Raw genomic sequence first — 21676 nt, forward strand, 5'->3', positions numbered from 1 at the left:
TGACTAATAATCAACCCTCTAATTCGTTGTTATGGAGTCGAATAAAAATTATTCCTCCTTATGACCTCATCGTCAGGCCTTTTATGCAGTATCAGAAAATCAAATTCACGAACAAAGAAAAATCCACTTTCTTTCCCACGCTAAGACAAAGAGTTGATCTCTATTTTTCTGAAAATGATCTGTGTAAAACCGGAGGCTCAAAAATTATCTACAAGGCTTTGTTCATGTTAAGCCTGTATATTATTCCTTATGTTCTAATCCTTTCGGGCTTTTTCTCTGATCTGACCATGCTCGGCCTTTCGGTTATTATGGGCGTGGGCGTTGCGGGAGTCGGAATGTCGGTCATGCATGATGCGATTCATGGTTCTTTGGCAAAGTCCAATATTCTGAATAAAATCTTCGGTGGCTCGATATATCTTTTGGGAGGCAACGCATACAATTGGGAAGTTCAGCATAACCGTCTTCATCACACATATACCAACGTGCACGAAGTAGATGAAGACATTACCGGAAAATTCCTACTTCGGTTATCTTATCATGAAAAGCAGAAATATATTCACCGTTTCCAGCACATTTACGCATTTCTGCTTTATAGCCTAATGACGATTTCGTTTTTGTGGAAAGACTTCAAAGAGATTTCTCTTTTCAATAAAATGTCAGAGTCGGGTATGACTAAGCCGTATCCAAAAAAAGAATTGGTACGCCTTGTTGTAAGCAAACTGGCCTATGTCTTATTTATCTGTGTATTACCACTTTGCTTTACCTCACTTACTTTCGGAGAATGGGCTATCGGCTTTATGGCCATGCATTGCACGGCGGGAATGATTTTGAGTACCGTTTTCCAGATGGCCCACGTGGTGGAAGGAACCGACCAGCCAATGCCCGACAATGCCGGAAGTATAGAAAATGCATGGGCTGTGCATCAATTACAGACAACATCAAATTTTGCCGGTAAAAACAGATTTTTATCCTGGTATATTGGTGGACTGGATTATCAGATTGAGCACCATTTGTTCCCGTCCATTTCACATATCCATTACCATGCGCTTTCCCCTATTGTAAGCCAGACAGCCAAAGAATTTGGTCTGGATTATAATGCAAAATCTGACTTTATGAATGCATTGGGATCACACGTAAGGATGCTGCGAAAAATGGGAACAGAATCTTCTTTGACAATTGCTTAAACCCCAAAGAAGATTTTACACGTGAGCTTGCTCGTCGATCTCGCTCTCCCTTGCAATTCTCTCGATCATTTTCATTTTTTCCAGATCCTTTTCCCTCGACAGGAAAGTATACATAGCCGGAATCACGTAAAGTGTTAAGACAAGAGAGAATAGTAATCCTCCCATAATCACAATCCCCATCGACATACGGCTGCGTCCTGCCGAACCAAGTGCCATCGCAATGGGCAGTGCTCCCAGGATCGTTGCCAAACTGGTCATCAGGATAGGGCGAAAACGAAGCGTAGCCGCTTCCAGAGCAGCTTCCTTAATTCCCAGTCCTGTCTCCCTCAACTGATTGGCAAATTCCACAATCAGAATACCATTTTTCGTTACCAGTCCAATCAGCATGATCATCCCGATCTGGCTGAAAATATTAAGCGTCTGGTTAAAATACCAAAGTGAAAATACCGCTCCGCCAATGGCCAGAGGGACCGTAATCATGATAATGAACGGATCTATAAAACTTTCGAACTGGGCGGCCAGAATAAAGTATATCAGGATCAAAGCCAGGAAAAACGAAAACAGTGTATTCGAAGAACTTTCCGCATAATCGCGTGAAGAACCACTTAACGAGGTCTGGATCGCTTCATCGTTGAGCTTATCCCGAATCTTGTCCATCGCTGCAATACCATCACCAATGGTTTTTCCAGGTGCCAATGAAGCCTGAACCGTCGCACTCATGTAGCGGTTAAAGTGGAAAAGTTGTGGCGGACTGCTTTCCTCAACTGTTTTGACAATATTATCCAGCTGAATAAGGTTTCCGTTAGAGCTTCTGACAAACATACTTTTCAAGTCGAGCGGTTCATCCCGGTTTACTCTGTCGTACTGCCCAATCACCTGATACTGACGCCCGTTCATTGTAAAATACCCGAAACGCTGTCCGGCAAAGGCAAATTGCATCGTTTGCGCCACATCCTGAACAGATATTCCTAACGATTTCGCTTTTTCACGATCGATCATGATCTGCAATTCGGGCTTGCTGAATTTTAGGTTAACGTCTGTAATCGCAAAAGTCGGGTCATTGGAAGCTTCTTCCATAAATTCTGGAAGATATTCCCGTAATTTCTCAAAGTCAGGCGCCTGGATCACATATTGCACCGGCAAGCCTCCTCTTGAATCCACAGCGATCGTCTGCTGCTGTACCACAAATGATTTTGCATCGGGGAAACGTTTCAGCTGTTTGGTGATAAAATCTGCAATTTGCTGCTGAGATTCCTTTCTTTCCATCCGGTCAGTAAGTGCAATCCTGCCGCTTCCCGTATTGGCGGCTCCCAAACCTGAATTTCCGGGAGAAGTGATCAGCATAATTCCCTTCTTTCCAGGCATGGAATCCATTAACATCTGCCCCACATTCTGGACATATTTATCGGTAAATTCAAACGAAGAGCCCTCCGGCGCAGTCATCTGAATCCTGAACCAGTTACGGTCATCCAATGGCGCCAGTTCCGATTGAAGATCTTTTCCAAAAAACCAGATCATCCCCACTGTCAGGAAAATAAGCGGGATAGCAACCCATCGTACCTTCAAAAACTGCCCCAGAGCTTCTCCATAACTATTGGTCAGATTGACAAAAAATGGCTCAGTTTTTTCATAAAACCAGCTCTTTTTATGTGTTTTACGAACCAGATAAGCATTTAACATCGGTGTCAATGTCAGGGAAACAAAGGCAGAAACAAGTACCGCAGCCGAAATCACGATCCCGAATTCCCGGAACAGTTTTCCTACAAACCCCTGCATAAATATCACCGGAAGGAAAACCGATGCCAGTGTTATCGATGTTGAAAGAACGGCAAAAATGATTTCATTGGAGCCTTTGATGGCCGCCTCAATGGGGCTCATCCCCTCTTCGATCTTCTTGAAGATATTTTCCGTGACCACGATCCCGTCATCCACCACCAAACCTGTCGCCAAAACAATGGCCAGCAAAGTCAGTACGTTAATGGAGAAACCCATGATGTACATAATGAAAAACGTTCCGATCAGAGAAACCGGAATGTCGATCAGAGGCCGGAAAGCGATAAGCCAGTCGCGGAAGAACAGATAAATGATAATAACCACCAGAATGATCGCGATCAGAAGCGTTTCTCCCACTTCCTCAATCGATCTCTTTACAAAAATGGTATTGTCAATCAGCGTATCCAGCTCATAATCCTTCGGTAATTCCTTCTTGATCTCGGCCAGACGTTTATTAACTTCTTCGGAAATATTGATATAATTTGCACCCGGCATCGGCGAAATCGCCAGACCGATCATCGGCACGTTATTCAAACGCAGGATCGTCTCTTCATTTTCAGGCCCTAACAGAGCATGCCCTATATCTTTTAAATGAATGGTTTGCGTTGTGGTGTTTTTAACGATCATCTCGTTAAAATCATCTTCCGTCCTAAACCTTCCCACCGTTTTAACCGTTAATTCCGTATTGTCGCCGGCCAGCTTCCCACTTGGCAATTCCACATTTTCCTTATCCAAAGCGGATTTGACATCTTGTGTTGTTACGCCCAGAGACGCCATTTTGACAGGATCCATCCAGATGCGCATGGCATATTTTTTCTGACCAAAAATGCGGATTTCGCTTACCCCTTCGATCGTTTGTAAACGCTGGGCTATTACATTTTCCGCATAATCACTCACTTCCAAATGCGACCGGGTATTGCTTTGAAAAGTAAGTACGATAATAGGTTCAGAGTTCGCATCGGCCTTACTCACTACCGGCGGTCCGTCGATATCCAAAGGAAGCGTCCGGGATGCTGAACCCACTTTATCGCGTACGTCGTTTGCCGCACGTTCCATATCCACGCCGATATCAAATTCAACGGTAATCTGGCTCGTTCCCTGGCTGCTGGTCGAGTTAATCGACTTGATTCCTTCGATGCTGTTCAGCTGTTTTTCCAGCGGTTCCGTAATCTGAGATTCGATGATATCCGCATTGGCACCTGTGTAACTGGTACGAATCGAAACCACCGGCGGGTCGATAGAAGGAAATTCCCTCATTCCGAGAAATTTGTAACCGAGAAACCCGAACAAAATGATGAGTAGGTTCATCACAATGGCTAAAACCGGGCGCTTGATCGAGAGCGTTGAAATACTCATAATGAATTGATATTTGTTACGCGGTAACCGCGATGGAAAGTCGGATGCTGATTATTTTACCTTGACTGCCGAGCTTGGTTTTAAAGCCATGATACCCGAAGTAATCAGAGAGTCGCCAGGCTGTAACCCATCCAAAACCTGAATCTTTTTGTCTGTACGTAAACCGGTTGTGACCATAACTTCCTCGGCCTTCCCATTTTTCACAACAAAAACCTTCTTGCCTTTCAGCACCGGTACAATTGCCTCCGTCGGGATCATCACAGCCTTGTGATTTGCTGCCAGATTTGCTTTCACTTTTACAAACATTCCCGGTACAAATTTACCGGCAGGGTTTGCCGCAGTAGCCCGGATCCGTAACGTACGCAGACTTTCATCCACCTTTGGGTCCAGCGCGATCACCTTTGCAGAATAGTTGAACACATCACCATCCAGATTAAATGTAAGCTGGCCACCCGCACGAATATCGGATGCATATTTTTCAGGAACGGTAAAATCAATTTTGATCGGATTGCTCTGCACAATCGTTGCGATGGGCGTACCCGGAGCCAGATATGCTCCTTCACTAATATTTTTCAACCCGATTCTGCCGCTGAACGGGGCACGGATTTCCGTTTTTTCCAGCTGTGACTCGATCACCTCTTTTTCAGCATCCAGCACACGGATATTGTTGGAAGTCACATCGTATTCTTCCAGATTAATGGCCTCGACTTTCAGCAGTTTCTGTTGACGCAACTCTATTTTCCGCGCAAGTTCCTGATTGTAATTCACTTTTTGGAGCTGCGCTTTTAATTCACGGTCGTTAATTTTAGCAATCAGCTGCCCTTTCGTAATGTAGGCTCCTTCCTGAATATTCAGTTTTACTAAGCGGCCCGAAATTTCAGACATCAGGTTAACCTCTTCGTTTGGCAAAACTGTTCCCGATGCGAAAATCTGGTTATCGACCGTTTCCATACCCACCACATACACATTCACAGGAATTGCCGATGTGCCTGCCGACTTCCCGCCCCCCTTGCCTCCACTCGCTCCGCCTGATTTATCACTTTCCGATTTAGGAAATACATAAATTTTTCCCAGAACGAGAATGATCATAATAGCACCAATCAAAATTACTGTACGCATATGCTGTAAAACTAAATTCTGTACAATTTGTATCTATATAAATTATATTTCCTTAAACGTCGTATTTAAAGATAGTTCATATTGTACAAAGCGGCAACGAGCGGGTTTTATACTTTTCCTGATTGTTAATTATTGTGAATGGATGTTGTTAGAACGTTAATTTGGAAACTTTCACAAGTAACCACTCCAAATCGTCGAACTTGTCAGGCAGTTACTTTCAATGAAAATTTTTTACATATTTGTCAAGATCGACAATTTCTCCCCAAACAGTTACAATGAAAAGAATATTAGCCAGTTCATTATTAGCCGTACTATTCTGTTTTTCTTTTACAAAGTGTACACTAATACAAAAAAATAAATTAGACACAAGACTCCTTGGAAGCTGGCATGGTTCTGAAAAAGACAACCAGAAAAAAAATTTAACAAAATACTGGATTCAGCATCGGTTTGATGATGGAACATTTATACTTCTTTTCACCACCATAGATAATGGTGAAGTTGACAGTTTTGTGGAAAAAGGTAAATGGTGGGTTGAAAATGGTGTTTTCCATGAACTACATTTTATATCCGGAAAAACAGACACTTACTCCTATCAATATGAGGATAAAAATTCGGTAAAGTTTAAAGCAAAAAGTATGGGCGTAGCATTGGAGAATGACCAGTATGAATTCAATGAGACTAAAATTGATGAGAATTAACACCATTCTGAATCTTCAAAACCGCCTCAACAAACCATTCCATATCCGCACGATCTCCCAACATCCCATACTGCAAAATCCAGACGGCGTCGGTGCTGCAAGCCTGTTCAGCGACCGGGCACCAAACCTGGGTGTAATCCACAGTTTCAGGAATGGCGTAACACATAAAATTTTTGTTCTGAAAAAGCGGCTGCTTGTACAACGGGTGCGGATAACCTTTAAAACAGGGAACCCCCTCAGCAGCAAGCATCTCTACGAATCTGTCTTTTTGAATACCGCCGAATTTCGATGCGTTATATTTAAAAATATAGATATGATAACAGTGTTTCGTAATCTCCACGCCTCTGGTCAGCGGTGAAATCCCATCCACTTTTTGCAGCAATTCATTCAGATAAAGTCCATTTTCATTTCTACGTGCTGTTTGTTCTTCCAATCTTTGCAACTGGTTCGAAAGTAAAACCGCCTGCATCTGAGTGATTCGATAATTACAGCCCGGATTATAATGATCATACCACTGACCGCCTTCCACCCGCCCGACATTTCGCAGCGAATTCATCATGGCATATAAATCATCATCATCCGTGACTACCATGCCGCCTTCTCCTGCCGTAAGATTTTTCGACGATTGAAAACTAAAACTGCCAGCATCACCGATAGAACCCAATTTCTTTCCCTTGTATTCAGCGCCATGTGCATGCGCAGCGTCCTCAATGATGCGTAAATGATGCCTCCTTGCAATATCCATTATCGCATCCATGTCACAGGCGAGCCCGCCAAAATGTACCGGAATAATGACTTTTGTTTTCTCAGTTATCGCTGCTTCCAGCTTTGTGTGGTCAAGATTATAAGTCTCGGGATGAATATCCACAAAAACCGGGACACAATTACATTCAATCACAACCGAGGCCGTCGCGATGAACGTATAAGGTGGTACGATGACTTCATCACCGGGTTTTACACCACAAGCAATTAAAGCCAGCCGAAGCGACACCGAGCCATTCACGCAGCTGACTGCATATTTACTGCCACAAAAAGTGGCGAATTCTTTTTCAAATTTTTCCACCAAATCCCCACAATCAGGATTTCCCCATTTTCCACTCGCAACCACATCAGCTACTGCCTGAACTTCCTGATCATCAAATATGGGCCAGGGAAATGTTTTGGTAATCTGTTTTAGACCGCCGTTTATTGCGAGATGGGTGCTCATAGTTTATGGTTCAGAAGTTCTATGGCTTAATACCTTTATGGGCGAACATCGGACTATTGAATAAAAAACTTTTTTAATATATAATTTTCTTTTATGTTTAATTAGTTTTACCGAATTGCAGCTGAGCCATGAACCGAATTACATTTATTCTTTTGCTATCATTACTGTCAATTCATCAATGTTATGTAGCTTCTGCAATAACAACGGTTGATAAACTTATTTTTCAAGGGAAAGAAATAAGGTTATTGGCAAATCCACTCGATGATCTTCCGCAAGACTCTTCCCGGATCCGGATTGATCGTGAAAAGAAAGAGTGTCTGAAACAAGACTGCTGGAAAGGTTATCAGGCCGAATGGACCATTATTGACAATCAACTTTATTTAACGGCAATTTATGGCTGCTGCTTTACGGAAACAGGAAAAAAATCTGATCTCGAATATATATTCGGCGACAAAGTAATAAACGGAAGAGTCAAGGCTGATTGGGTTACGGGGCTTTACTTTGCCGAGGACAAGTATCTTTTCTCAGTTTATGACTATACTGTCTATAAAACAGAATTCAAATTTCAATTCAGAACTGGACGCCTTACTGATGTGGAAACCTATGACAATTCCCGTTCTAGGTCGTCCATCTACTGCGGGGATTCAAGAAAATTATTTGAATACATCTATTCCAATATCCGATGGCACGCGTTACCCGATGTAAACACCGACAGCAGTCGAGTTTTTGTAAGTTTTTCCGCGAATGAAGAGGGTCTTATTGATAGCGTTCAAGTCCTCAGAGGCCGAAATTCCATTTTTAATCAGGAAGTTATACGGGTGATAAAATCAATTCCCGGGTGGTGTGTTCTGTATCAGAAAGGTCAATTCAAGAGGATACACTATAACTATCCGATTGCGTTCAATCGCGAGCTTTTTGAACGTTATAAAAAGTAGGAAATTATTCCAGATCCAATGTTTTATCCCAACGGAAAAAATAGTCCATTTTTTCCGTTTTGTGGTATTTACCAAAGTACCCAAAACTATTTCCTCCGAAAACCCGCCAGGTCCATGAACAAACACCTCCTACCCACCCTGCTCGTCACAGGTATGTCCCTTGGCACGGCCTGGGCAATCCGCGGACAATTTGGACATGAGCAAGGAGCCGCCTGGGCGGGCGGTATCGGCGCATTAAGTATTGTTTTACTGGCAAAACGGCAGGACTGGTATGCAAAAGTTTTTCAGCTGGCGCTTGTATCGGCCGCTGGCTGGGGTGTTACCGGCATCATCAGTTATGGTATCGTTGTTGGTTATGGCCGCGGTGTTGATTTTGGGAATGTCTATTACGGACTTTTGATGTTGTTTGTCATTGGCGGATTATTTGGTCTGCTTGGAGGAGGTTTATTTGGATTGATGCTTTCGGACCGTGAAGATCAACCCGTACTTTGGCACCGTCTCATTGTGGAAATGACCATCGGCGGACTGATTTTCTATTACCTGCTGATTGAGGAACTGGGCTGGCTCATGACTCCTCCACGCTCCGAAGCCTGGGCAGCGTGTTTTGGCATGAGTGTCGCCATGTTCTGGTACATGATCCGGCATCAGCATTATGCTGCCTTAAGGCTTGCCATTTTTACAGGAGCGGGTGCCGCCTTTGGTTTTGCATTTGGCAATTTCCTGCAAGTGCTCGGTACCGTTTCGGAGATTAAGTTCAATTTCTGGAATGTCATGGAATACAGCATTGGATTTTTTGGCGGAATCGGGATGGCATATGGCACGTTTACCTCGGAATGGCCTGAGACTGCCGAAAATTCAAACCGGAACAATTTTCTCGCGCCGCTTCTGATTCTTACGCTAATTATCCCCTTCATCGTTTGGGATCAGTCTTTTGGAACAGAAAGAATTGTCAATACCATCAAGGGTTTCAACCCCACCGCCAATGCGGAAGCCACCACCAAAAATATCCAGTGGCTTTCCTTTATACTTATTCCTGTTACCACTTACTATTGGCTCTACCATTTCTACATCAGGCAAAAAACGAGTAAAACATTGATCGTTTATCAGGATGTTTACCGGTTTTTCCTTGGCCACCTTGGATTCTACATTGTTTTCAGCCTGCTGATTACCTGCGCTGTTATCAGTCTTTACAGGATTGAGCAATATTTATACATCGTCAATCTCATAGCCATTGCCTTTTTAATTGGCCGGTACAAGCCATCCTTTACCAACCGCGGTCTCAATATCAGCCGCTGGGCGGTCAACCTTCTTTTTATCCTGATTGCCATTGCTTTAATGACCGTCATCGCCATAAGCTCCCATGGGGAACTCAACGGTGCCCATGACAGATTCAACTAAACGCTTAAAATGGCTGATCATAGGCTTAAAGTCATCGTGATTGCGTATATTGAGGTAGAATCAATATCGTTTCAAAGTCATGATCAAGGACTTGCCTCTGTACATTACAATTGTTTTTCAGTTGACAGTGTTGGTTACGCTTTTTCTTTTTTATGTAACGATCATAAAATCGTCTTCTGAAATTGTCAGGAACAAATCAACCCTGATATTGGCAGGTTTGGTATTGTGGCTTGTCATCCAGGCTATGTTAACGCTTAACAATTTATACAACACGGATTTAAATGCTTTTCCGCCTAAAATTTTATTACTTGGTGTCGCACCGGCTATTTTCACCATTATTGTGCTCTTTTCCACCCGGAGCGGAAAAAGGTTTATCGACAGCCTCCCTCTTTCCAGCATCACGTATTTAAATGTCGTCAGAATTCCCGTGGAGCTGGTGTTGTATTGGCTGTATCGTGAGCATTTCGTTCCAAAATCAATGACGTTTGAAGGTCAGAATTTTGACATTATTTCGGGAATCACCGCGCCTGTGGCCGCCTGGCTTCTGGCATCCGACACAAACAAAAAGCTTATCCTGACCTGGAATTTCATCTGTCTCGGTTTGCTATTGAATGTAGTTTTCACAGGTATTTTTTCCGTACCTACTCCGCTTCAAAAATTTGATTTCGAACAACCTAACATCGCTATCCTTCATTTCCCGTTCTGCTGGTTGCCTACCTTTATAGTACCAGCGGTTTTGTTTGGCCACCTGGTTTCAATCCGTCGGCTGCTTCGTTAACAACTTCTATAAATCAGGCTTCATCATTTTCTTTCATTAAAATTTCTAAAAACACTTGCGCAATCAATTGGTTGCACATATATTTGCAACCAATTGATTGCATTATCGATCATCGCTTGTTAATCACCTGAATGGCCGGGTAAATTCCCAACAGAAACAGCTTAATCAAACAATAGTCTAAATCAGCAAAATCATGGATCAGAACAGAGAACTTCTTAAAGATCAGACGGATCAGGATTTATTGATCACACACATTTTTAATGCGCCCCGGGAGCTTGTATTCAAAGCATGGACGAATCCCGAGCAGCTTAAAAGATGGTATGCACCTACAAATTGTACTATTGAATTCAAGCATATCGATGTCAGAGAAGGTGGAACTTTTCATTCCTGTATCAAAAATCCCAACTATGACGATTGCTGGACAAAAGGTGTTTATCTTGAAGTTGATGCGCCTTCGAAACTGGTTTACAGTCTGGATAATACGGATGAATTCGGCAACGATGTGTTAATAACCCAACATGTGGACTGGCCTTTAAAAACGATTGTGACGGTTACTTTTGAAGATTTTGACGGAAAAACAAAACTTACCTTACATCAGAATGCTCCTGAAAAAGTGGCCAAACAGACCGGCGCATATCCAAGCTGGATCGAAATGCTGAACCATCTGGAATCAGATATTTTAAGTTAATGATCCATCAACATAACAACTTACAATCATGACGAAGCATCATTTGCCTGAAACCGAAATTATCAATGCGGCACCGGAATGCCAGATTATATCGTCTCGTGTACTGGACACGCCCGTTGAAAAAGTCTTTGATGCCTGGACTGACCCCAAAAAACTGGCGCGGTGGTGGGGACCAAAGGGTTTTACCAATACTTTTAACCAGTTTGACCTGCAACCGGGTGGCAAATGGAGCTTCATCATGCATGGTCCGGACAAGGGGCACTATCCCAATGAGTGTGTTTTTCTTGACATCGTCAAAAATGAAAAACTGGTCTGGAATCATATTTCGGAGCCTCAATTTCAGATCGTAGTTCATTTTGAGCAACAGCCTGAAAAAACAAAAGTGATATTCTGGATGATCTTCGAATCAGCTGAAAAGTGTAACAAGATCAAAAGTTTCGCGGCTGAGAAAAACCAGGAAAATTTTGACCGGCTTGAAGAGGTGCTTCGAGTTGGGTAAAATGATTAAAAGTTAAAAAATAACTTAAAATAGACTATCTATCAACCTATTGACCAAATATCCATAACAAAATACACTATTAATTATTTGCAGAAACTGACCAATGGCGATTGGTACTGCAAGAAAAAAAGTAAGGGCTGTTAACCCCTACTTCACAATCTCAAACGAATCCTTAACCTCTCCTTCCGGGTTATAACATTTGTAAATCAACGTATTTCCTTTCATGGAAATGTGCTGATAAAGTGGCCCGTCCGGGTAACGTTTTACCGCATAGTCCTCGGGCAGCCATTCTTCCTGTTTTCCCGGAATACTGATCGACATCGTGTATATCGTTCCCTGAGCAGCCGACACCATTTCCTTACCGTTGTTCATCGGTTTCGTACGCAAATAATAATGCATATGCCCGCTCATGACCATGTCGACGTGGTATTTATCAAAAAGCGTCCCCCATTCTTTTCGGATTTCATCGTAGGGTTCAACAAAATTGTAGGGGGGAAAATGGAAGAAAACAAATTTCCATTTCGCCCTGGACGTACGTAATTTTTCTTCCAGCCACGCCGTCTGCCCCGGAACCGAGAGTGTTGCATCAATCATGACGAACAACGCATCCTGATAATTAAAAGCATACGTCATTTCTTTTGGAAAACCTTTAGGGCCGTTTTCCGGCAAACTGAACATTTCCTGATACATGCCCGCACCCAGTCCATCCTGGCTGTCATGATTGCCCGGCACAGCCATCAATGGTTTGTAACTGAAAACATTACCTGAATGCTGCCAAAGCTCATCCCATTCGTCCCGGTTCAGACCAGTGCTGACCAAATCACCTGCGATATCATAGAAAGCAATTTCAGGATGGCGTTTCAGAGACTTCTGAGCCATATCGCCCCAAATCTGTGACTTATGCGTATCGCCAAACCAGATAAATGAAAATCCTTCGTTATTGGCCGGTTCGGTTCTGAAATGGGCCACCGGAGACCATTTCCCCGATGTTGACCCAACTTTATAAAAATAGTTCGTACCTGGCTTTAAGTGATCAAGCCTGGCCGTGAAACGGTTGACAAAACGGTCATTTTGCAATAAACGGTCTTCCATTTTAAATCCGGCACCTTTTGCCGTCAAAGTATCGCTGCTTTGTTCCTGCCAATATTTGACAATTCCTTCTTCAACTGCGCTCTGCGTACGCCACTGAACATCCATCGTCGTTTTGGGATCACCGCTGAAAGTCAGCAAAACCTGATCCGGAGCAGCGGAAGAAGGAGTTTGTGTTTTTCTGAATGCGCTAACCAGATGCGCCTCCCTTGCCCGTCCACGAACTGTTGTAAAAAGCACTTGGCCGGAAAGTTCAGCAGGAACCTGCGTCAGAATCAGGCCGTCCCAGTCGTGATAGGTAAACGCACCCTGTTTCATGGTCATCAGCGGAAACTCCGACGGATACACATTCGTCACTTTTACATCATCACCTTTTTTCTGAGCACCAACGCTGATAAAATAAACCGGTCTGTGTTTGTCAAAACCATTGATACCGAGCTCAACTTTTCCTTTATCGAAATCCTTTTGCCAGACTTCATAAGTATACTCTTCATTTTTCACAAGCATTGCCGTTTTCTTAAAACCGCTCTCCGTTATCCAAAATGGCACAACAGGCTGAGCGGTATCACGCATCAGAGAAACGGTAACCGGCACGTTCACATCAAACGTCCAGAATTTTGTTGCCAATACCTCCTTTTCTTCTTTGGTCAGAAAAGTCATAATATACCGGTCACTAAGTGTATCCAGCTGTTTTTCATTCAGATCTTTATACAATCTGGTTACTACATCATCAACTACATTTTTTACAGAACCCGATACCGGTTTCTGTTTTTGGCAGGATAACGAGGTGACACAAAGCAAAAAACACAGTACGTTTTTCAGGCTAAAATAAGATTTCATTGAGATAGAGTCGAGTTTGGGTCAATAATGAAAAACGTAACAACGGCTACTGACCACCGTTACGTTTCAACAAAATACGTTATAACAAAGCCTTGTCGTTTGTCAGAAAAACGCGGGTACTTTCCGTGTAGGTTCCGCCGTTTGCGTCCTTGTATTTTAAATCAATGTAAAATGCCCTAAAACCACTGGCCGGAAATTCCTGATTAACATTAATTTTCGATTTATTCTTTATGCCCAGACTTTTACCCGTCCATTTATCATCACGAATATCCTGATCTTTCGAATCCGCCGACCATAGAATGACATCCACCAACGGATCAGCCGAAGCCTTCACCGAAAGGTTAACCCCTTTTTTATTTGTCGACTGTTTCCATTCACAAACGGGATACGGGCTTCTGGTTAATGTATTTCCAAAAAATGCACCCAGCGCCTCCATCGCCTGTTTGCCTCCGCCGAGATCATGCCCGGCATTCGGGACATAGTGCAGCATATTGTTCCCCGGAATATCCTTGAGATAATTTTTGATGTTGTCCACAACCCAATACTCGTCGTTGGTTCCCATCACGATCAGTTTCGGCATCGTCAGTTTGTCACGATAAGAATACGGATCGATCATCGTCGTAATCGCGGAACCATCGGGTGTATTGCTGTTTTGCGGAATCCCCAGTTTTACATAATCTTCGATCTGAATGCTGTAATCTCCCCACGACTTGATCTGATAATCCAGACTCACCGGCATGTTCAAAATATCGATCACCATCGGTGCGATCGCTACTACGCGTTTGTCATTTGCACCCGTCAGCCAGGTTGTCCAACCCCGCTTGGATGCACCCGAAACCACAAATCTGGTGATATCATGACTTAGTTTTTGCTTCGAAAATTCCTGCACCACGTCCATCGCCCGCACCGAACTTTTCACCATGGGAAAAAGCAGCGGCCAACTGTAATCCTTATCTTTTTTAAAGTTGTGTAACGTATAAGAAATCAGGGCGTCTTCCGTCAAATCACCGAAATTGGGCTGGTTTGGCGTTTGTTTCAACAAGGCTACAATGGCATTGTTCGACTTGGCAACACCGCCGAGTGACAACAGTAACTTATCGTCTTTTTTACTGCTCCAATTAGGCAACTCGTTTTTGTTGGATCCTCCGGTGATAAAAAGCAATGCGCCGTCAAATTTGTTTTCTTTCGGAACAATGATCGTTAACTGGTGCGTCCAGGTAAACTCCCGCCATTTTTGCGAGGTAACCAACAGACTGTAAAAGGTATTGTCTTCCTGAGTGAAAGTTTCCTTTAACTCCCATTTTAGAGATTTGTCACCGTTGTTAAGATAACTTTGCAATGCGTTTTCCGGTGTGATGGTCTGCTGAGCATGTACACCGGATATAAAAATAATCTGTGTCAGTAGTGCTGTAAAAGCCAGTTTAAAAATATTTTTGCTCATCGTGCAGAGGTTTTGGTTTATTGATTGTGAATTTATTTTTTCGAATTGATCACGATATCGGCAGGCCACGGACTTTCTTCGATTAATTTCAGTGCCTGCTCGATGTAAATTTCTCCGGTCATTTCACCCAGGCTTGTACGACTTACATAATCATAACGCTTGAAGCTGTTGAAATCAACTTTGGTCAGCATGTAGCCGAATGCATCATTTGTAAGACCAAAAAGAAAGGGAAGTTTCGTGTGCATTTTACGCTTCACATAATAGCCGATATTCGGTAGCGCCTCACCCGGAATGGTTAAAATCTGTGCAGTGCCTATATTTACAAGATTCAGGCGGGTGACCACCTTGTTTTCACCGGCCATTTCATTTTTAATGGGCGAGTTTTTAAGAATATACTGCATAATTTCCGAATCAACGGGAAACTCGATTTTCCTTGAGGTGCAGTAAAGCGAAGGGTTTGGAAGAATCTCAGCCTTACCGACAATTCTCAAAGCTTCACTCGCAAGCAATTCTCCGATTCGTTTGCACTCCTGATAATCGTTAGCCTCCTTTTTATCCTCGGTCCGGTTGTCTGCCGTGACCATCCCGCCCTGCGCTCCATTCATAAAAAGGGCTATGCCTCCGGTTTCGGCCTCAATTTTATCATAAAGTGGACCACAAAGATCAGGGCTCAAAATACCCCTGCCCGAACCGATAACCTCGGGATGAATTGCATAATTCACCAGCGTGGCAATTATTTTCCCTTTGTTTTTCCCCTCGTTCGCAATTGCCTGAATAACCCCGCAGCGAGGGTCATACAACTGCTCTGCATAGTAATTGTAAGCAATTTTTCCTTTCGCCTCAGCCAGTCCGATTTTTAGTGAGGCCGGTTCAAGTTTCTTAACGGCCTCATTAACAGCCTCAGCAATTTGTTTTGTACACCAGTCCAGATAATTCAGGTCTGCAAAACTTTCTCCTTTTTCATTCGGGAAGGCGTAGGCATCCGGGCCGCTATGCGTGTGCGTAGCGCCAATCAGGACATTTTCAGGTGGTATCCCCTTGATCAAAGCCCTGGATTTATTACCCAACGCAGCCGGCCAACCCAGATTGTCCACGTTGACAATAGCCACGCGTGTAGCCCCTTTTTCCACAACCAGCGCCCGAACAAACAAATCTCCATTTTTTTCCTTTGCTGCCTTAGGCGTACCGATACCTCCCGAAACCGGCAGCAACGGATTCGGGGTAATCACCCGGACTGCGGCGGCGGCTTTGAAGGTTTGGGCAAACCCTGAAAAGCTCTGTTGAAAAAGTAAATACAGAAAAATATAACAAGCCTTTTTTATCATATACCTCAACATTAAACAGTGAAGAGGGCGGTAATGCACCACCCTCTGTTGATCCGCAATTCATTTTCAGGTTAGGCTCATCACCATGGTTTTTTCCCTCCCTGAATCACCCAGGGTTTTGACCAGGCGCTGTTTTTACCATCCGCCGCCGAATAAGTGGTCGCTTCCAGCTTATTGATGGCAATGTCAGCATTGGCTTTGTTAAGATTTCTCTCATCCAGCATGTAATAAAATCTGACAGGCAACACTTCTCTTTTTCCCTGTGGTCCCGTTTTTAGTTCAGGAAATCCGGTTCTGCGGTAATCAAACCAGGCCTCGCTGGCAGCTGTCCAGCTGGCTATCCATTTTTGTTCAATAATTTGTTTTTGTGTTTTATCAAAAGTTACTTTTGGCTGGGCAACATAAGCCGCATAGGCAGAAGCCAGTCCCCAGGCAGTGAAAGATGCCTTGATCGCGTCTTTATAATGTGTTTCGGCATCACCGGCAGCCCAGCCTTTTAAGGCTGCTTCCGCCAGAATGAAATGAACCTCTGCGGCCGACATCAGACGTGCTTTCAGCAAATCTCCTTTCGGCGATTTATACATCGTGTTAAGCCAGGAAACGTGCGGGTTATCAGCCCCCTGCGCCGCCGTTGGACTCATGTTATAACTCGCTCCGGCAAGCAATGAAACGGGTAAACCGACATAATTCTGATTGGTATCAATGGGAATTCCCGCTACTTTATCTGGTGACAGAAAACGTTTCCCCTCTTTGATAAAATCAGATTTCGCCGGCAAACTTGCATCAATAACCAAAGGTGTCTTCACTTTATTTGCCCAAACACCCAGTCTCGGATCGTTGACATTCAGCATCGCTTTTACCAGCGTATTACACATTTTTATTCTTCGGTAATTGCTTTCACTCGCGTCGTCGCGGGTATTGGCAGGCCAGGAATCGGCGCTGCTGTTCCCTGCAAAAGCCATTGTAGCATCCTCAGTCGCAACCGTCATAATCGGGTACTGCGCCGCATTGGCAATAATTTTCTCTATACCCGCTTTGGCCACCTCCGGTTTTTTGTCTGAAATACGCATGTAATAACGTAACGCCAGAGAATTTGCCAATTTCCTCCACTTGGTCGGATCTCCCGCATAATACACGTCCGGGATATCAATATTGCTGTTGTATTCTGCTTTGGCTTTTGACAACAACGTATTCGCCTTTTCAAGATCGGCCAAAATCCCCGTGTAAATATCCTCCTGACTATCAAAAGCAGGAAAGATGTTTTCAGAACCACCCAAAGAAGCTTTCACAGCATAGGAATATGGTGCATTTCCCCAAAGGTCGGTTATCAAACCAAAAATCATTGATTTCATGACCAGCGAAACTCCCTGGTGAAGCGGATAGTTAAGCGCTACGGCACGGTCATAAACGTATTGGTTGTTGGTCAGGATAGTATACCAGCCAGACCAGCTGTTGTTTTGACCCCAGTCATAGTCATTATGATCGCCGCTCCATCCATCTTTTTGGGTATGCTGCATAAGCCCGCCAATGATCTGGTCGTAATTTAAACTTACAAAGGATCTTCCCGTTTCGGTAAGCACCGTAGAAAGTACCAGATTGGGATTGGCCGTCGTCGGATCCACACCATTTGGGTTCTTGTTCAGTTCTGTTAAATCTTTACAGGAAGAGACAAGAAATACTGATACCATCAGCACGATTGATTTAATATATGTAGTCTTCATCATGAATCAATTTTGAGCCGTTTTTTAGAAAGTTAAATTAAGTTTGAATCCAACCGGAATCACCCATGGCGTAACATTGTATCTTTCAATCCCTTGCTTAAACTGACTTCCGCCACCTTGTACGCTGGATTCAACCTGAAAAGCAGTTTCCGGATCGATGTTGATTTTCGCAGCTGTCCAGAGGATGATGTTCCGGCTGTAAACAGAGAAATTGGCACTTTGCACGCCTACTCTTTTCAGGAAATTCGCAGGCAGATCGTATCCAAGTGAGATTTCCCGCAACTTAACAAAAGAGGCATCGTAGGTAAACGGACGTGTAAACGACCAGGTAGTACTGGCTGCGAAGGGCAGATACTGCGTTCCGGCACCACCCAGGTTTTCCTGAAATCCGGTCGGATTGCCTTTGTCGTCATAACCTGTTGCGATAACACCCGGGATAAAAACACCACCGTGCGGCAACGGAATTCCGCTGTATTTGACCGGAAAACTTCCGTAATCCGGTGTCGGCCCACCCACCACAGGGAATACATTTCCGTTAATTTTAATTTGCTTGTCCTGGTTTGCCACCAGCTGATTCCGAAGTGCGTCACCTGACAATCCGTTCGGATTAATAAGTTTGTCATAAAAAAGCTGAGAACGGCCATCTTCTTCACCATAACGGTACGTTTGCGAAACAAAATCACCACCGTTGCGCCAGTCAAAGGTCATGTTCAGGCTAAACCCTTTGTAAGCCAGCGAGATCTGACCGCCCAAAATAAACTTGGGATTGAAGTTACCAATCTTGTTTTTTGTATTAATCGCATCGACAGACTGCCATTTACCCGTTTTATCCAAAATCGGATAACCATAATAAGGCGATGCTTTGTCGGTAACTGTTACGATCTGGGCGTCATAAATATCTCCTACCTCTTCACCCACGTACGTCCAGGCACCACCTTTTGCATCCTGCCATAAGGTAAAATAAGGTAAGTTATCCGACAAGCTCTTAATTTTAGTACGGTTTCTGGTAAGATTTGCATTCAGATCTAGCCTCCATCCGTTTTTATCAATGGGTGTTCCTCCCAAAGTCAGTTCGATACCTTTACTCTCCAAAAGCCCTGCGTTAATGCTTATTGTTGAACGACCGGTTGACGGAGCAAGTTTGGTGTTTAAAATCTGATTTCTATTTTCTGCCATATAATACGTAGCGCCAAAACGTAACCTGTTTTGGAACATATTCAAGTCAGTTCCCACCTCATAAGAAGTCGAAATTTCAGGTTTCAGATTACTGTTAAGTAGATTGGAAGAAACAGAAAGTCTCGGTACTCCATTCCATGTTCCGATATTGTCCAATACGCTCAACAACTGATAGGGATTTGCATCATTACCAACCCGTGCCACACCACCTCGCAGTTTAAGCATATTGATCGTACTAGTCATCGGAATCATTTCATTGATCAGTAAACTCAGCGAGGCCGAAGGATAAAAATAAGAGCGATTAGCAGCAGGCAGCGTACTTGTCCAGTCATTTCTGGCCGTCAGATCAAGAAAAATCATATCCTTGAAACTCAGGTTTGCCAGAGCATAAGTACTGTAAATAGCACGTTTGTAAAAATTGCTGTTGAATGTAAGGTTCGCCGGTAAAATATTCTGAATGGTGTACACGCCAGGTACGATCAGGCCGGTGCCGTTGGTTGATGAATTGTTCACAGTGGACCCATTCTGATACCGGTAGTTCCCTCCCGCTGAAACCGACAGGCCAAAACTTTTAATTTCCTTGTGATACGTTGCAAGAAAATCCGCATTGCTTTCAAAAGTGGCGATATTGATCAAACCATACGCACCATTTGGTTCGGCTGTATAACTGTTGGCGATCTTGGTCTCTCTTTTTTCCTGGTATGTATCGAGCGCATACCGGCCAAAAATGCTAAGATCCGGTGTGATCTGCCACTCCCCTTTTACATTTCCAAAAACCCGGTCTCTCACAAAACTGTTATTAACCTCATGCGCAAGAAAATACGGGTTATTAAAAACCCCTTTGGATTGGGAACGCTGCTGCAATCCCTCCTGCCCTGGCAGCCAGTAGTTTTCCAGATCGCGGATATCGGAATGCGGAGATACGTTATAGGCCCATTGCAGCGGGTTGGTTCCCCTGTTCCCGGCCGGACGGTTATTTGAATTGTTCCTGCTAAAATCCAGATTCGTGCTAACCTTCACCTTCTTGCTGACATTGACTGAGGTATTCAAACTCAACGTGTTCCTGAACAAATCAGAATTGGGAATAATCCCCTTATTCGTCATATTGGAATACGATAACCGGTAGGTAACCATGTCGTTGCTATTTGAAATGGATACGCCGTTGGTGGTCGTGACACCGGTTTGTACAAAGTTCCTGACGTTATCTTTGTGTGAAACCAGCGGCATCGCTACTGGCTTTCCATCTGCTCCCAGCGGGCTATTCCACTGCACGGCCTCATAACCTTTGTCAAGCTCCGCGCCATAAGTGGCCCCTACACTTTCATCAACCAGCTTCCCGAACGGATTACTGTAAGGATTGTTTGTGATCGATGTCGGGATGGCTGAATACTGACCGGAACCAAACTGTGTCTGCCATTTCAAAAATTTATAAGGTTTGTCAAAAACCGTGTTTGAGGTAACTGACACAGTCATTTTCTTCGACTTAGAGCCGCTTTTTGTCACAATCAAAACCACACCATTACCGGCACGGGAACCATAAAGGGCAGCTGCACTCGGCCCTTTCAGAATCGACACATTTTCGATATCGTCCGGGTTGATACTCGAAAGTGCATTCCCATAATCCACTTTGTTATCCGTTCCAACCTGGCTCACGTTATTCAGCGTGTTCGCAATGGGCACACCGTCAACGACAAACAACGGCTGATTGTCATTACTTAAAGATTTTGCCCCGCGAATTACCATACTAATCGAAGAGCCGGTTGCCCCTGTCGAGCTGATGGTAACGCCAGCTACTTTTCCTGCCATGGCATTCAGGACATTCTCCTGCGACACCCGGCTGAATTCTTTCCCGTCAACTTTCCCAACGGAATAACCCAAAGACTTTGCCTCACGATTGATACCAAGTGCAGTTACGGTTACTTCCGTAAGATTTTCTGCCCCTGCCTGCAAGGAAACATCTACAATGCTTCGGTTATTAACCGCTACTTCCTCTACCGTATACCCTACAAATGAGAATACCAGAATCGGATTGTCTCCTGTGATATCAATCGAATACTGCCCGGCTGCGTTTGTAGATGTCCCTCTTGAAGTACCTTTCAGGACAATATTTACACCCGGCATACCCGTCCCGTCCTGACTGGAAATGACTTTTCCTGTCACGGTTCTATCCGCTTTGCTCTCCGTAATATCAGTACCTTTTTTTGCGAAGATTTCCGCCTCCGCCAGGCCGGCAAAAGACAGATTCAGAACAGTTACTACCAGCAGAAATTTAAAAATCCGTGGATAAAAAATGATAAAACTTGATCTCATAATTTTAGGTGGTTAAGTGAGCGTCATGATGCAATGGTGAAAAAGAAATGAGTTGGGAATTACAGTGATTTAATACGTGGAAAGCGTGTTCTCATAGATTAATATTTAGGTTTTGCTACAATCCAGATGAACGTTGAGC

At 43.8% G+C, this 21676-nt stretch carries 15 protein-coding genes; 7 read left to right on the forward strand and 8 right to left on the reverse strand.

Annotation, left to right across the window (positions count from 1 at the left end; all coding sequences use genetic code 11):
* Positions 1 to 83: 83 nt before the first annotated feature.
* Positions 84 to 1184, forward strand: a complete 1101-nt coding sequence (locus M1L62_RS05420; RefSeq protein WP_254411985.1) for a fatty acid desaturase family protein — start codon at positions 84 to 86, stop codon at positions 1182 to 1184.
* A 15-nt stretch (positions 1185 to 1199) separates the two neighbouring features.
* Here the strand turns inward: M1L62_RS05420 and M1L62_RS05425 are convergent, their stop codons facing one another.
* Together M1L62_RS05425 and M1L62_RS05430 are read right to left on the reverse strand one after the other, a co-directional pair.
* Entirely contained in the window at positions 1200 to 4313 is a 3114-nt protein-coding gene (locus M1L62_RS05425; protein ID WP_254411986.1) for an efflux RND transporter permease subunit, read from the reverse strand.
* Positions 4314 to 4364: 51 nt separating this feature from the next.
* Positions 4365 to 5432, reverse strand: coding sequence for an efflux RND transporter periplasmic adaptor subunit (locus tag M1L62_RS05430; RefSeq protein ID WP_254411987.1), 1068 nt, complete (start codon positions 5430 to 5432; stop codon positions 4365 to 4367).
* A gap of 275 nt (positions 5433 to 5707) precedes the next feature.
* Here M1L62_RS05430 and M1L62_RS05435 point away from each other — a divergent pair, with 275 nt between their 5' ends.
* Complete coding sequence (locus tag M1L62_RS05435; protein ID WP_254411988.1) at positions 5708 to 6130, forward strand: hypothetical protein; 423 nt, start codon at positions 5708 to 5710, stop codon at positions 6128 to 6130.
* Here the strand turns inward: M1L62_RS05435 and M1L62_RS05440 are convergent.
* On the reverse strand, positions 6111 to 7337 hold the full coding sequence (locus tag M1L62_RS05440; protein ID WP_254411989.1) for a DegT/DnrJ/EryC1/StrS family aminotransferase: 1227 nt from the start codon (positions 7335 to 7337) through the stop codon (positions 6111 to 6113). The genes M1L62_RS05435 and M1L62_RS05440 overlap by 20 nt on opposite strands.
* A gap of 128 nt (positions 7338 to 7465) precedes the next feature.
* On the opposite strand from M1L62_RS05440, the gene M1L62_RS05445 reads away from it, so the two are divergent.
* From M1L62_RS05445 to M1L62_RS05465, 5 genes are all read left to right on the forward strand, one after another.
* Positions 7466 to 8272 (forward strand): energy transducer TonB family protein, encoded by an 807-nt coding sequence (locus M1L62_RS05445; RefSeq protein ID WP_254411990.1) that lies wholly within the window; start codon positions 7466 to 7468, stop codon positions 8270 to 8272.
* A 114-nt stretch (positions 8273 to 8386) separates the two neighbouring features.
* On the forward strand, positions 8387 to 9670 hold the full coding sequence (locus M1L62_RS05450; protein ID WP_254411991.1) for a hypothetical protein: 1284 nt from the start codon (positions 8387 to 8389) through the stop codon (positions 9668 to 9670).
* Between the two features lie 79 nt (positions 9671 to 9749).
* On the forward strand, positions 9750 to 10448 hold the full coding sequence (locus M1L62_RS05455; RefSeq protein ID WP_254411992.1) for a DUF8737 domain-containing protein: 699 nt from the start codon (positions 9750 to 9752) through the stop codon (positions 10446 to 10448).
* 193 nt (positions 10449 to 10641) lie between these two features.
* Positions 10642 to 11136: an SRPBCC family protein gene (locus M1L62_RS05460; RefSeq protein WP_254411993.1), complete on the forward strand. Its 495-nt coding sequence runs from the start codon at positions 10642 to 10644 to the stop codon at positions 11134 to 11136.
* Positions 11137 to 11164: 28 nt separating this feature from the next.
* Positions 11165 to 11635, forward strand: coding sequence for an SRPBCC family protein (locus M1L62_RS05465; RefSeq protein WP_254411994.1), 471 nt, complete (start codon positions 11165 to 11167; stop codon positions 11633 to 11635).
* 147 nt (positions 11636 to 11782) lie between these two features.
* On the opposite strand, the gene M1L62_RS05470 is transcribed toward M1L62_RS05465, so the two are convergent.
* The 5 genes from M1L62_RS05470 to M1L62_RS05490 all read right to left on the reverse strand — a co-directional run bounded on the left by M1L62_RS05470 (position 11783) and on the right by M1L62_RS05490 (position 21537).
* Positions 11783 to 13564, reverse strand: coding sequence for a purple acid phosphatase family protein (locus M1L62_RS05470; protein ID WP_254411995.1), 1782 nt, complete (start codon positions 13562 to 13564; stop codon positions 11783 to 11785).
* A 79-nt stretch (positions 13565 to 13643) separates the two neighbouring features.
* Positions 13644 to 15005, reverse strand: coding sequence for a PhoPQ-activated pathogenicity-related family protein (locus tag M1L62_RS05475; RefSeq protein ID WP_254411996.1), 1362 nt, complete (start codon positions 15003 to 15005; stop codon positions 13644 to 13646).
* A gap of 32 nt (positions 15006 to 15037) precedes the next feature.
* Entirely contained in the window at positions 15038 to 16330 is a 1293-nt protein-coding gene (locus tag M1L62_RS05480) for a hypothetical protein (RefSeq protein ID WP_256527624.1), read from the reverse strand.
* An 80-nt stretch (positions 16331 to 16410) separates the two neighbouring features.
* Complete coding sequence (locus tag M1L62_RS05485; protein ID WP_254412071.1) at positions 16411 to 18051, reverse strand: SusD/RagB family nutrient-binding outer membrane lipoprotein; 1641 nt, start codon at positions 18049 to 18051, stop codon at positions 16411 to 16413.
* Between the two features lie 24 nt (positions 18052 to 18075).
* Positions 18076 to 21537 carry a SusC/RagA family TonB-linked outer membrane protein gene (locus M1L62_RS05490; RefSeq protein WP_254411997.1) on the reverse strand — a complete coding sequence of 1154 codons (3462 nt, stop codon included), beginning with the start codon at positions 21535 to 21537 and terminating at the stop codon, positions 18076 to 18078.
* Positions 21538 to 21676 lie beyond the last annotated feature (139 nt).

Source organism: Dyadobacter diqingensis, from assembly GCF_024220585.1.
GTDB lineage: Bacteria > Bacteroidota > Bacteroidia > Cytophagales > Spirosomataceae > Dyadobacter > Dyadobacter diqingensis.